We start from the raw sequence: 13,164 nt of genomic DNA, 5'->3' as shown, positions 1-13,164 counted from the left end.
CAAGAGATCATACATTTTTTGAGAAAATACGTAATATACGCAAAACAATAGCACAAGTATTTGAAAAGAAAAGGAAGGGATCGCACATGAAAAGTACAAGCAGAAAAGTTGTCGTTGTCGGAACAGGTTTCGTTGGAACGAGCATTGCGTATTCCATGATCAATCAAGGACTGATCAATGAGTTAGTCTTGATCGATGTCAATCGGGACAAAGCAGAAGGAGAAGCCCTCGATTTGTTAGACGGTATGTCATGGGGGCAAGAAAACATCAAAGTTTGGGCTGGAGAGTACTCGGAATGTAAAGATGCTGGCATCGTGGTTATTACCGCAGGGGTCAACCAAAAGCCAGGACAAACACGGCTTGAATTGATTGATGTGAACGCCGAAATTATGGCAAGCGTCACAAAACAAGTGATGGATTCAGGCTTTGATGGCGTGCTTGTTATCGCTTCAAACCCAGTCGATGTCTTAACTTATCAAGCATGGCGTGTGTCCGGGTTGCCAGCCAATCGGGTCGTTGGTACGGGAACGACCCTCGATACCACAAGACTTCGAAAAGAAGTGGCGGCAAAATTAGCCATCGATCCACGGAATATTCATGGGTACATCATTGGGGAACACGGTGACTCGGAAGTCGCTGTCTGGTCCCATACAACGATCGGTGGGAAACCGATCGTAGAATTGATCAAGCAAAAGGATCGTTTGACCGTTGCCGATCTAGCGGTTCTTTCTGAACGAGTAAAAAATGCTGCCTATGAAATCATCGATCGAAAACAAGCAACTTTTTACGGGATAGGGATGAGTGTTGCAAGAATCGTTCGAGCGATCTTAAATGATGAGCAAGCGATTCTGCCGGTATCTTCCTACCTTAATGGGGAATATGGCATCAACGATTTATTCACAGGGGTTCCTGCAGTCGTGGACCAAAACGGCGTCCGCGAAATTATTGAATTGACGCTTACCCCTGAGGAAAAACGGCAGTTTGATACTTCGTGTCATCAGTTACGAGCAGTAATTTCCACAATTGGACAAAGCAAAGTCAGCTGATCTCTAGAACACCAATAATGAAATCCTCGTGTTCGTTTTTGCCAAAGCATGGTTCGACTATTTACGGTCTGCCATGCTTTTTTTCATCTAGCAAAGAATGTTAAAAGGAAATGGCGTATTTTACGCGAAACGCCCAATATTCAACTCTCTTTATTCACACTCCTTTAGGAAAAAACATCCTCAGTGAATGACAGAAAAAGAATGATCGATCAACCTTACAAACTTTCCGAGTTGTAAAAAGTGACAAAGTGTCACCTTATGTGGTATTCTTCAAAAAGTGACACTTTGTCAATATTTGGAAAGTAGGAGGAAAGAACAATGTTTCTGGCTATAAAAGAAATGCGTTATTCAAAATTAAGATATGGGTTGATCGTAGGAATCATGTTTTTGATCGCCTATGTTGTTTTTATATTGTCTGGCTTAGCTACCGGACTTAACTGGGATTTTAAAAAGGCCATCGTCGACTGGGATTCATCCGCGATCGTTTTATCAGAAGATGCGAATGACACATTTGCGGCTTCGCAATTGACGAGAGGGGATTTAGACCGTGTAGAAGGGACACAAAAAGCCCCAATTGGTTTATACAGCAGTGTCATTACGGTCAACGATGAACAAGTCAATGTGACTGTTTTTGGTACACAAGACGATGCGTTCTTGTTACCAGAAGTCTTAGAGGGCAAGCTGTTTTCAAAAGAAAATGAGATCACGATTTCAGAAAACTTAGCAGAAGAAGGTATCAAGGTCGGGGATCAAGTGAAAATCGGACGCTCAGATGAAACCTTCAAAGTCGTTGGGATCACCCCAGAAACGTCTTATACGGTGTCACCAGTGATTTATACTTCCCTCGATACTTGGACGAAAATGAAGTTTGCTAATCAACCATTTGCATCTGACAAGGAGCAGCCAATCAATATCATTGTGACCAAATCAAGTGATCCGAAAGTCAATAACCAGGAAGGAACCCAGCTCAAAGTGTTGGCAACGGAAGACTTTATTGAAAAGCTTCCCGGATTTTCTGCCCAAAACTTGACCTTAAATGCCATGATCTACTTCTTGTTTGTTGTTGCAACGGCAATCGTGGGGATTTTCATGTATGTGATCACCCTACAAAAAACAGCGATTTTTGGTGTGATGAAAGCCCAAGGGATTCGGACCAGCTTCATTGCCAAATCAATTATTGCGCAAGCATTTATGGTAGGAGTGATCGGGGTAGCCCTAGCCTTTGCGGCGGCATACGGCACCAGCTTGTTTTTACCAGATGCCATGCCATTTTTCTTTGAATTAAAGCAATGGCTGCTTTATAGCGGCATCTTGATTCTCGTGGCAGTTCTAGGCGGCTTATTCTCCATTCGGACGGTCACAAAAGTCGATCCAATAACGGCAATAGGAGGGTAACAAAGATGAAAGACATTTTAGTAATGAAGGATATTATAAAAAAATTTGGCAAGCAGCATACCGAAGTAACGGCACTAAAAGGACTGAATTTTCACGTTCAAGAAGGGGAGTTTGTCAGTATCATCGGTCCTTCTGGTTCAGGAAAAAGTACCTTTTTGACCATCGCTGGCGGCTTACAAAGTCCAACAGCCGGAGAGATCATCATCAACCAGGTCAACTTTTCCCAATTAAATGAAAAGCAACGAGGGAAGTTGCGTTTTAAAGAGATTGGGTTTATCTTGCAAAGCTCGAATTTGATCCCTTTTCTAACAGTAAAGGAACAATTTTATTTGGTCGACAAAGTTTCAGGAAAAGCCAAGGAAAAGGAACGGATTGATGAATTGCTTGCTTCATTAGATATTCTCGATCTTCAAGACAAGTTTCCCCGCGATTTATCTGGTGGGGAACGTCAACGAGTAGCGATCGGCAGGGCCTTGTTTAATGACCCAAGCTTGATTTTAGCGGATGAACCAACTGCCAGCTTAGACACCGATCATGCGTATGAAGTCGTGAAGTTATTAGTGAAAGAAGCGCATGAGAAAAAGAAAGCGACAGTTATGGTCACCCACGACGAGCGAATGATCCAATGGAGTGATCGCATTTTCCGAATGGAAGATGGCAATCTGATCGAACAAAACGCCCCATCAAGAGAAACTGCACAAGTCTGAGTGGAAAAGTAGAGGGATTTGTTTATAATAGAGGGAGTAGATTGCGAATGATGGAGGAGAATCCCTTGCCAAGTACAACATTTTTTCATTTAAAACAAGAGAAAAAAGAAAAAATCGATGCCGTGCTTTTAGAAGAATTTTTTAGCAAGCATATCAGTCAAGTCAAGGTCTCTGCCATCGTCGAAAAATCGCACATTTCTAGAGGGGCGTTTTACAAGTACTTTCAAAACTTAGAAGATGCCTATGACTATGCGATCACCAACTATTCCAACCAAATCCATTCTGCGATTTTTACGTTTATCAATCGCAACAAAAATGATTTTTTCAAAGGGATCGAAGAATACTTGGCTTGGTGCAGTCAATGGTCACCTGAAGATGATCATTGGAAAATGATCCACTTATGTACCCAAAGCAATGCCTGGACGAAGCGCGATGCGATCCCTGACGATTCGCCCATGATTCGCCAATGGTTGGAGCTGTTGGAAGAAAATCGCTTCACGATCCATGATACGCAAGAAGCCGTCAGTTTCCTTTACTTTATTATGGCGGTCGTGATGGATAGTCTGACAGATTTTATTTCGAATGAATGGACCGCAAAAGAGCTGATCAAAGATTTCCGCTATAAGGTGCAGTGGATCAAGTATGGAATCAAAAAGGACAACAAAGAGGAATGAATGCTTCGGCAAGAGGATGGAGCAAATACCTCGCACGGCGGAGAAGTTCATTTACAAAGAAAGAGGTGCCCGACAACCGAAATAGTTGTCGGACACCTCTTTTTTGAGCAAATGGTTATTTTTTATTTACACGTTTCGCAATGATTGGCAAGATCAAGCCAATCAAAAGAAAGGCGATCGGCGTAATGATATTTAAGGCCAATTGGAAGAACCAAGCTTGCGGATCTGCCGCATAATCAAGCTTAGGAACCATCCCTAAAATGCAGGCAAAGGCCGTGAACAAGAAGCACCATAAGCCAATCCCAAAGCCAACTTTGGTGTTTTTCACGAATTTATAATCGGAAGTAAAGCGATTGGCGTGTTTGTTGACTAGCATAAAGGCTAAGAAGACCCATAAGTAACGCAGTGGCATGACAACTGAATTCAAGTTCAGCAACCAACGGTACAGTTCGGTCATATTGCCGATTCCTAGTGCTGGAATGATGATCAAAATGCTGACTAGGATACCAGTCATAATATATCCATTTACTGGTGTTCCTTTTTTGTTTAGTTTTGCTAAGCCATTTGGTACAAATTCTGAATCAGCATCAGACAGTAATATTTTCAATGGGGCATCAATTGAAAAGGCCAAAGCAGAGATTTGCGCCAACGCATTGGCGATGGAATAAAGAATGACAAAGAAGTTGCCGATTCCGTAGAAGTTTCCAAGTCGTTGAAAGGCTTCATAAGCGCCGTTGACCATCAAATCTTCTGGAATATGGTTGGCATCAAAAAGCATCCCCATAGCAATCGAGCCGAGCAAGGCACATAACGCCACCATACCAGCTAAAAAGATCATGCCTTTTGGAAATTCTTTTGCAGGATTTTTTGTGTTATTTACGTAAGGCGAGATTTTTTCACAGCCGCCTACCGCAAATACCAGCATCGAGATCGTGGTTAAATAGGTAAAGTCAAATTTAGGGATATAGGTTGAAACAGATGACATGTTTGGTGTAGCAATTTCAGCACCAGTCATTGCTGGAGCGGTGACTGCTAAAAGAATAAAAAGAATCGACATCACGAACATGGCTGTTCCCGCGATGTTCCCAATCATTTTTAAGGTCGTCAATCCTTTAGAGGCAATCCATAAAAAGAATAGAAAAATAGCTAAACAAATCAACGAGACTTCCATGGAACCCATCGTCGATACAAATGTACCATTTCCTTTAAATAACCAACTCAAGGACACTAAGATTCCTTGAGGTTTTTGTGCCAAATAGGGCACGTGCACGACCCAATAAGTCCAAGCAGCAAAAAAAGCCAACCGCTTTGTTGAGGTTTCTTTGATCCATGAGGAGACCCCACCACTTGACTCTTTGAAGGTCGATCCTAACTGACCAACACTTAATGCATAGGGTACAAAATAAAGAGCCATGATTAATAGCCACGAAACAACAACAGTCAATCCTTGTTGAGCGTAATTGTTTACAACATTTCCCAGTCCCCAAACAGAGACGAACGCCATCAGCGCAATATTATACCAGCGTAATTGTTTCTCATTCATCGCTTTCTCCTTCTTAAAATGATTTTTCTGACTGGTTAAAATAGAGCGTTTTTTGAAATTTAGTGAGAAAAAAATTTCTTTCCATAAGCGCTTGATCACTATCAAGTTTCTTATGCACTTTTTCACAAATGTCAAAGGTCAAATTGAATAAAAAAATTTCAGCTGCTCTTTTTTATCCAGTCATTGATTTTCCATAGTTAGGATAAACCTCTGAATTCTTTTGGTCAAGAAAAATTAAATTGTTATTTAAAAAAAATAATAAATTTCTGATGATAGAAAAAGCAAACATCATCATTCATTAATAATCTGAAAGAAATGCTACTACATTCGGTCAAGGGCTTGGATGAAATAGAGAACGTTTCATTTAAATGAATGGACGCATAAAGATGAAAGAAACCCTTTCGAAAGGCTTTTAGCTGGTACTTTTTGGATAGATTTTTAAGCAAAGGAAACAGAAGAGTAGCTATAGTTTTTTTGTTTTTCTAACAATAACTTTACGCTAACATTCTTTCATAGAAACACGAAAACAAAGTTAGCTGGATTCTTCATTCCATCGAAATCACTGGTTTTTTTTCTTCAATTTATAGGAGTTGGGTGTTATTCGCTCAAATACTGGCCATAAAAGCAAATAAAAGACGAAGTTTCCACTGGCATGAAAGAAATCGAACAGTAGTCCTTGAAGGTAATAGGCAAGAAACGAAGGAAACTGATAAAGCCAAACCTCCATCAACGAAACGATCAAGCCATAAAGAAGTCCGCAAAGAAAGGCAAAGAAAGCTTGCAGGATACGATTTTTCTTGATGATCGGGATTTTTCCAAGCTGTTGAAAAAGAACGATGGTGCCGGTAAGTGCAGCCAATTGACTGATCGTCTAGGGACCCATGCCTAAATAGATATTTGTTCCGAGCAAACTTAGCAAGGCAATCATCAACGCATCGGTTAAGCAGTAAGAAAAAGCCACTAAAAATAAAAGGGCACTCATAGGCTGAACGTTAGGGATAAAGACAAAAACCAACCGTCCAACGATACACGCTGCGGTGAGCAGTGCTAAATGAGAAATTCTTTGAACGGAGAATACCTTGGATTGGGGAGGAAGCATGAAAATCGCCGACTTTCTAATTGATAATCATTCTCATTATACATGGAAAATAATATAATTCAAGATTGAAATACACATCATATAGTACGATAATAAAAACGGAGCACAATATGTTGTGTTTTTAGAAGGAGAGGGAAAGAAATGGACTACAAAAAACAAACGATTGAGAAATTGAACGAGGATATCAAGTTGTTCCAAGAAGTTTCGGCGATCACACCGGAAATGACCAAAACATTTGAGGGAATCGCTCGTTTGATTATGTTGGATCGTTACTCATTCAAGGATCAAACCCATCAAACGTTGGGTAAGGATGATTTGGTGATTTTGACAACGAAAGCTGATCCTAAATATCCTGCACGAGGAATCGGTATTGTGAAAGCAATCGATGGGGAACTAGTCTCTATCGAAGTGGAAGAGGCCTATCGTTCAGCGTTAGAAGATACTGATGAACAAGCCAGTGGACTTGTGAAAAGAAGAAAAAGTGACATTGAAAAACCGTTAGAACTCTTTTTTGAGCAAGTGGCGCATCGTGTTGCCAAAGGGATTTCTGCCAACGAGTCCCATGACCAGGAGCGCTTCCTTGAGACGTTTTACCAACAAATCGTGTCGCAAAACCTAATTCCCGCAGGCAGAGTACTTTATGGAGCAGGAACAAATTCTCAAGTTACCTACTTCAATTGCTTTGTGATGCCTTTCATCCATGATTCCCGAAAAGGGATTGCTGTCCATCGACAAGAAGTCATGGAGATTATGAGTCGTGGTGGCGGGGTTGGAACCAATGGGTCGACCTTGCGACCAAAATCAAGTGTGGTCCACGGCGTCAGCGGTCGGTCTTCTGGGGCAGTTTCTTGGCTGAATGATTTGGCGAACTTGACGAACCTTGTCGAACAAGGAGGTAGTCGTCGCGGAGCGCAGATGATTATGATGGCAGATTGGCATCCAGATATTTTTACGTTTATTCTTTCTAAAGTTCAAAATCCTGCTGTATTGCTTCACCTGAAAAAAGCAGTCACGAATGCAGCAATCAAACAACTGATCAATGAAAAACTGCAATTTGATCCTTTGACAAAAATGGAAGAAAAAATGTTCACTTATCTAGCGCAACTGCCTGAATCGTCAGATAAGGAACATAATGACATGATCCAAAAGGCAAAAGAAAAATTGCGAATAGGTGGCAGCTATACGGTAAAAGAAAGTGATTTCTTAACTGGTGCGAATATTTCAGTCTGCTTGACAGGAGAATTCATGGAAGCAGTGAAGACAGATGGGTGGTATGAGCTGCGCTTTCCAGATATTGACAATTATTCGGAAGCAGAGATGGCGCAATATGATGCAAAATGGGCGGAAGTCGGGGATGTGCGAGAATGGGCAGCTGCTGGCCATAAAGTCAAAACCTATCAAAGGATCAAAGCTCGTGAGTTATGGGAGTTGATTACTTTTTGTGCAACGTATTCTGCTGAGCCTGGTATTTTCTTTATCGATAATGCCAACAAGATGACGAATGCTACAGCATACGGACAAAAAGTCGTGGCAACCAATCCGTGCGGTGAACAGCCCCTAACCCCTTATGCCGTCTGTAACTTGGCAGCCATCAATCTCGCAAACATGGCGGATCGCCAGAAAGGCACCGTTGATTTTGCCAAACTAAAAGAAACCGTGAAAACAGCAGTTCGTTTCCAAGACAATGTTATTGACGCAACGCCTTACTTTTTTGACAAAAATGAGCAGCAGGCGAAAGGGGAAAGACGTGTTGGATTAGGGATCATGGGCTTGGCAGATTTATTGATCTACTGTGGGAAAAAATACGGATCGGCAGAAGGGAATCAATTCGTTGATCAAATTTTCGAGGCAATGGCAGTCACTGCCTATGAGGCATCCATTGAATTGGCGAAAGAAAAAGGCAGCTTTCCCTTCCTGATTGGAAAAAATGACCAAGAGACGCAAGCGTTGCGGAAGAAATTTGTCGATACAGGATACATGAAAAAAATGCCAGCGCACATCCACGAAGGCGTGCTGCGATTCGGCATTCGTAACTCTCATCTTTTGACCGTTGCACCAACAGGATCGACAGGCACGATGACGGGAGTTTCAACCGGTTTAGAACCTTACTACTCCTTTTCTTATTTTAGAAGCGGTCGACTAGGTAAGTTTATTGAAATCAATGCGGAGATCGTTGACGAATACCTGATGGATCATCCTGAAAGAACCAAAGCGCAGTTGCCGGCATGGTTCATTTCCGCTATGGAGTTGACGCCCGAAGAACATGTCGGTGTGCAATGCACCATTCAACGTTGGGTGGATAGCTCCATTTCAAAAACGGTCAATGCACCAAAAGGATATACAGTAAGCCAAGTAGCCAAGGTTTATCGAGATCTTTATGAAGGAGGAGCCAAAGGAGGGACCGTCTATGTAGATGGCAGCCGAGATTCACAAGTACTTACCTTAGAAGCGGTAGAAAATGAGCTGACCGCACAAGTTGAACCGCTGCCTGTCGTTCAAGTAGATGAACCCGTCGTCTCTGGTGAAATCTGCCCCATCTGCCATGAAGGAACCATTGAGGAAATCGGCGGCTGTAGTACCTGCACAAACTGTAAAATCCAATTAAAATGCGGGCTCTAAGAAAAAACGGGATTGATAAAATAACTCTTATCCGCATATTGGATAGAAAAACGATTAGTATTTTGACTATTGGAGAGGAAGAAATAGATGAAAAAAGTATTTGTCGTATTTATGCTAGTGAGCACATTACTCGTCGCTACAGGATGTCAACAGGCAAGTGTAACGTCAGAAAGCACGCAGCAAAGTTCCTTGAAGCAAGAACAAGGAACAGCTACGATCGTCATCCAAAATCAAGAAGATGTGACCTCAAAAGAAGTAACGTTCCGAGAAAATGAGTCGCTGCTGGAAGTAATGAAAGAAAACTTTGCGATCAAAGAAAAAGATGGCTTTATCACCTCGATCAACGGCATCAGCCAAGATCAAAAAGCCAATCTATTTTGGGTCTATACCGTCAATGACGAAATGACCGATAAAGGGGCACAAGCGTTGATTTTAAAGAACAATGACACTATCACATTTGATTTGAAAGCATTCTGATTTGTTCGTTAAATCAGTTGCGGGATTAGGAGCCTCTGCTAGTAAAATGGTAAAGGGTTAGGTGGAAATAAAAGAGGTGAATAGCGTTGTCATATGGAAATTAATAATTTTTAGCAAATAGAAATGAATCAGAATAGTGATAGAGATATTTGCTATTGGTCATAGAAGTATTATTTAGATAAAAAAAAGCGGCAGCCGTCATCAAGGATGCTGCTTTTTTTGTGTTTAGAAAGGACAATCACTCTATGAAAAGTTGTATAGCATCTCCAAGCTTTTTAAGTTATGATAATCAGAGAAAGCGGACAAGGAGAACGACAATGAAAGATCAATTACTCGCGTATTTGCAAAATCAAACAGCTTTTTTCTCTATCGAAAATGTAAGCGATGTCTTTACTGCGAAAGATATTGCCGAGAAGTTTTCCGTCAAGAGAAATACCATCAGTCACTACTTGAATCAGTTAACGGAAGAAGGTCGCCTTGTGAAAATTGCGACCCGACCCGTTTATTTTTTTCATAAGCAGGCATTTGAAATCCAAAATTATCCTTTAACAAAAAACGTGTATGATAGTCTGGCTGCTGTGGCGGAAGAAAAGCCTTTTTTTGATCAAAAAGAAGATTTCTTTTCCAGTGTGATCGGCAGCAAAGGTAGTCTGGCAGAAGTCATTGAACAGATTAAGATGGCAGCCTTCTATCCAAATGGCGGGCTTCCCTTCTTATTGACGGGAGAAAGTGGAACTGGGAAGAGTTTTCTCGTAAAAATGTTCCATCATTATTGTGTGGCAAATGAATTACTAGAAAGTGATGCTCCGCTGATTACGATCAATTGCGCACAGTATGCCAATAACCATGAGCTATTGACGAGCAATTTATTTGGACATGTAAAAGGAGCCTTCACTGGCGCAGAAGAAGATCGCGGAGGTGCATTTGAAGCAGCAGACGGCGGGGTCCTCTTTCTTGACGAAGTTCATCGACTGAATGCTGAAGGACAGGAAAAATTATTCACTTTTCTGGATCAGGGAGTTATCTATCGAATGGGGGATACAGGCCGGCCAATCCCAGTTGATTGTCGGTTGGTATTTGCGACCACCGAAGATTTAAAACGAACATTTCTAACAACCTTTATACGGCGAATTCCGATCCAAGCGACATTGCCCGCTTTGGAAGAACGGACGGTTTCCGAAAGGAAGCAGTTGATTTTGCAAGCATTTATTGAAGAACAAAAGCGTATCGGTTTGCCGTTAGAGCTCTCACCTCAAGTAATCGAAATTTTAACAACCAGTCATTTTTCTGGGAATGTCGGTGAATTGAAAAGTACAATCAAAATTATTACAGCCAAAAGCTATACAGCCAGTTTAAAACGAGAAGTAAAAAAAATAGCAGTCACTGTGTATCATTTGCCAGAACACTTACTGCAACTGACAGAAGAACCTAATGAAATGGGGACAATGCAACCGGTTCTTATTGATAGTCAAACTCAAATCCAGCAGCTAACTGCGGAAAGTGAACCAGAACAACAAAAGATCATCCAAACGTATGAACAGATCTTGCTTAATTATGTCCAAGCAGGGCAGGACTTTGCGGCGGCAGCCGATCCTATTTCTAAAGTGATCGAAAGGCTTTTCGAAAATTTATTGTTTGATCATAAACAGGAACAAAAGCAGCGGACAATGATTTTTGTGACAGAGCATGTTCAGCGAATGATGGAGCAGATCGAGCATTCTTTTCAAATCAGTTTTAATGGGAGCATGGTTTATACAATCAGTTATTATTTATGGTTGCGGAGAAATGTGGAGTGGCTGCCGGATGATCAAGACAAACTTTTATTGACAGAAAATCTATTGAAAAGTGTGAAAAAGCATTATTCTACAAGTGATCGTTACACCGAGAATTTGCTAGGCCTAGTGCAAAAAGCATTGGATATCGAGTTAACAAGTATGGACCGAATCATTTTTACACTTTATATCAATGATATGGGGTATTCCAAAGATTCATCGCTTCCCCGCAGCATCATAGTAGCCCATGGTTATGCAACCGCCAGTAGTATCGCGAATGTTGCGAACCGCTTATTGAATGAATCGGTTTTTCAATCTTTCGATATGCCATTAGAGGTCACGCCCAAACAAATTGCGGAAAGGATTACCACCTATATTCAGAAAAACGATGTATCTAATGGACTCGTTGTCTTGTTCGACATGGGGTCTTTGAAAGAAGTCTATCAATATATTCCAGAATTGGCGGTTCCAATTGTTATGATGAACAATGTAACGACAAGTGTAGCCATCGCTGTGGGGGAGTGTATCCGACAGAATATTTCGTTGAGAGAGATTCCAGAGCGAGTAAATACCTTTCACCAAAACGAATGGGAAATCATTCTTCCAAAAGTGAAAAAAGAGAAAGTTGTCATTACAACTTGTTCAACCGGAATTGGAACTGCTGTTCAAATCTCTACCTTATTAGAAAAGAGTATTCCTGATCATTTACAGATTCGGATCCTTCCTTATGAATTCAACCAGCTGGAAAACAGTGAACATATAAGACAGACATTGGCAGCGTATGACATTGTTGGTGTTGTGGGAACCACTAAACCTCGCCAAGAGCTGGCTCCTTTTATTTCTTTAGAAGAACTAATTTCGGGTGCTGGGACAGAGGAGCTATTAAGTTGGCTAAAAGAAGAATTGGATGAAGAGATGATTGCCTATGTGAACAATCAATTAGTAAGAAACTTTTCATTGGATCGAGTGATTCAATCGGTAACGATTCTAGATACAGAAAAAGTGATTTCTCAAATGGAATTTTTCGTGGGAAATCTGGAGCGCATGTGGCAGCAACGGATCGCCAATGATCGCAAACTCGCGTTGTTTGTCCATACGAGTTGCTTAATTGAGCGTCTTATTCGAAATGAAGCCATTGATACTTATCATGCCAGCGACACATTACTCCAGTGTCATGAAAAGCAGCTGAATGAGATCAAAAAAGCATTTAGTGTCATTGAAAAGGTTTACAGTGTCGCAATACCGGAATCTGAAGTTTGTTACATCTATGACGTTTTGTTTGGAAACACTGATTCTTCAATGGTTGAAGCGGATTTTTAATCGATAAGAAAAGCGTGCCACTTTTTTTGGCACGCTTTTTGCCTTTAGTAAGATGTAACTTGGAGCAAAGTGAGGTGAAAGCAGTGGAACGACTCGTTATTTTAGCATCCCACGGACGATTTGCATCAGGAATCTTGCATTCGTTAGAACTTATCTGCGGTAAAAAACAATCAGTCCTTGCGATTGACTGTTATGTGGACGAAGTATTTGATCTAACGACAACGGTAGATACCCTGATGGAAACATATAAAGAACATGAAGTGATCGTTATCACAGATATTTTTGGCGGCAGCGTGAACAATGAATTTTTGCGTTATATCCAACAACCCAATTTTTATTTAATCGCAGGTTTGAATTTGCCATTGTTGATTGAATTGACGACACAACTTCAAGGGGGAGGTGCAATTTCAGAAACGATCCATCAAGCGCTGGCAAATTCGAAAGATATGATCCAGTTTTGCAATGATAGTATAGCAAAAGAAATCGAAGAAGAAGAATTTTAGGAGGGACGA

9 protein-coding genes and 1 pseudogene are annotated in these 13,164 nt (G+C 41.1%); 8 read left to right on the top strand and 2 right to left on the bottom strand.

Annotated features, from left to right (window positions below; genetic code table 11):
* The first annotated feature begins 86 nt into the window (after window positions 1–86).
* The 4 genes from IGI89_RS01405 to IGI89_RS01390 all read left to right on the top strand — a co-directional run bounded on the left by IGI89_RS01405 (window position 87) and on the right by IGI89_RS01390 (window position 3,822).
* Entirely contained in the window at window positions 87–1,046 is a 960-nt protein-coding gene (locus tag IGI89_RS01405) for an L-lactate dehydrogenase (RefSeq protein WP_008377211.1), read from the top strand.
* A gap of 318 nt (window positions 1,047–1,364) precedes the next feature.
* Window positions 1,365–2,441: an ABC transporter permease gene (locus tag IGI89_RS01400; RefSeq protein ID WP_016613760.1), complete on the top strand. Its 1,077-nt coding sequence runs from the start codon at window positions 1,365–1,367 to the stop codon at window positions 2,439–2,441.
* A 5-nt stretch (window positions 2,442–2,446) separates the two neighbouring features.
* Window positions 2,447–3,148 carry an ABC transporter ATP-binding protein gene (locus IGI89_RS01395; RefSeq protein WP_008377215.1) on the top strand — a complete coding sequence of 234 codons (702 nt, stop codon included), beginning with the start codon at window positions 2,447–2,449 and terminating at the stop codon, window positions 3,146–3,148.
* 47 nt (window positions 3,149–3,195) lie between these two features.
* Entirely contained in the window at window positions 3,196–3,822 is a 627-nt protein-coding gene (locus IGI89_RS01390) for a TetR/AcrR family transcriptional regulator (RefSeq protein WP_438735182.1), read from the top strand.
* A gap of 115 nt (window positions 3,823–3,937) precedes the next feature.
* Here the strand turns inward: IGI89_RS01390 and IGI89_RS01385 are convergent, their stop codons facing one another.
* Together IGI89_RS01385 and IGI89_RS01380 are read right to left on the bottom strand one after the other, a co-directional pair.
* Window positions 3,938–5,365, bottom strand: coding sequence for an APC family permease (locus IGI89_RS01385; RefSeq protein ID WP_005225272.1), 1,428 nt, complete (start codon window positions 5,363–5,365; stop codon window positions 3,938–3,940).
* 559 nt (window positions 5,366–5,924) lie between these two features.
* Window positions 5,925–6,464: pseudogene (locus tag IGI89_RS01380) on the bottom strand (hypothetical protein).
* Window positions 6,465–6,605: 141 nt separating this feature from the next.
* Between IGI89_RS01380 and IGI89_RS01375 the strand changes: the two are divergent.
* The 4 genes from IGI89_RS01375 (at window position 6,606) to IGI89_RS01360 (ending at window position 13,155) form a co-directional block, all read left to right on the top strand.
* Complete coding sequence (locus tag IGI89_RS01375; protein WP_086372668.1) at window positions 6,606–9,083, top strand: vitamin B12-dependent ribonucleotide reductase; 2,478 nt, start codon at window positions 6,606–6,608, stop codon at window positions 9,081–9,083.
* A gap of 87 nt (window positions 9,084–9,170) precedes the next feature.
* Complete coding sequence (locus IGI89_RS01370) at window positions 9,171–9,560, top strand: DUF4430 domain-containing protein (RefSeq protein WP_438735179.1); 390 nt, start codon at window positions 9,171–9,173, stop codon at window positions 9,558–9,560.
* 317 nt (window positions 9,561–9,877) lie between these two features.
* Window positions 9,878–12,652 (top strand): sigma 54-interacting transcriptional regulator, encoded by a 2,775-nt coding sequence (locus IGI89_RS01365; RefSeq protein WP_438735178.1) that lies wholly within the window; start codon window positions 9,878–9,880, stop codon window positions 12,650–12,652.
* 83 nt (window positions 12,653–12,735) lie between these two features.
* Window positions 12,736–13,155 carry a PTS sugar transporter subunit IIA gene (locus IGI89_RS01360; RefSeq protein WP_315043964.1) on the top strand — a complete coding sequence of 140 codons (420 nt, stop codon included), beginning with the start codon at window positions 12,736–12,738 and terminating at the stop codon, window positions 13,153–13,155.
* Window positions 13,156–13,164: the final 9 nt, after the last annotated feature.

It is taken from the genome of Enterococcus sp. AZ141 (genome assembly GCF_051714385.1).
Lineage (GTDB): Bacteria > Bacillota > Bacilli > Lactobacillales > Enterococcaceae > Enterococcus_D > Enterococcus_D entomosocium.
Note: the sequence above shows the minus strand (reverse complement) of the source record. Positions and strands in the feature narration are given on the sequence as shown.

What these genes read in the sequence shown, in the direction of transcription:
- IGI89_RS01385 (WP_005225272.1), bottom strand. Translation starts at nt 5,365, where the DNA reads ATGAATGAGAAACAATTACGCTGGTATAATATTGCGCTGATGGCGTTC.
- IGI89_RS01390 (WP_438735182.1), top strand. Translation starts at nt 3,196, where the DNA reads ATGATGGAGGAGAATCCCTTGCCAAGTACAACATTTTTTCATTTAAAA.
- IGI89_RS01405 (WP_008377211.1), top strand. Translation starts at nt 87, where the DNA reads ATGAAAAGTACAAGCAGAAAAGTTGTCGTTGTCGGAACAGGTTTCGTT.
- IGI89_RS01395 (WP_008377215.1), top strand. Translation starts at nt 2,447, where the DNA reads ATGAAAGACATTTTAGTAATGAAGGATATTATAAAAAAATTTGGCAAG.
- IGI89_RS01400 (WP_016613760.1), top strand. Translation starts at nt 1,365, where the DNA reads ATGTTTCTGGCTATAAAAGAAATGCGTTATTCAAAATTAAGATATGGG.
- IGI89_RS01375 (WP_086372668.1), top strand. Translation starts at nt 6,606, where the DNA reads ATGGACTACAAAAAACAAACGATTGAGAAATTGAACGAGGATATCAAG.
- IGI89_RS01370 (WP_438735179.1), top strand. Translation starts at nt 9,171, where the DNA reads ATGAAAAAAGTATTTGTCGTATTTATGCTAGTGAGCACATTACTCGTC.
- IGI89_RS01365 (WP_438735178.1), top strand. Translation starts at nt 9,878, where the DNA reads ATGAAAGATCAATTACTCGCGTATTTGCAAAATCAAACAGCTTTTTTC.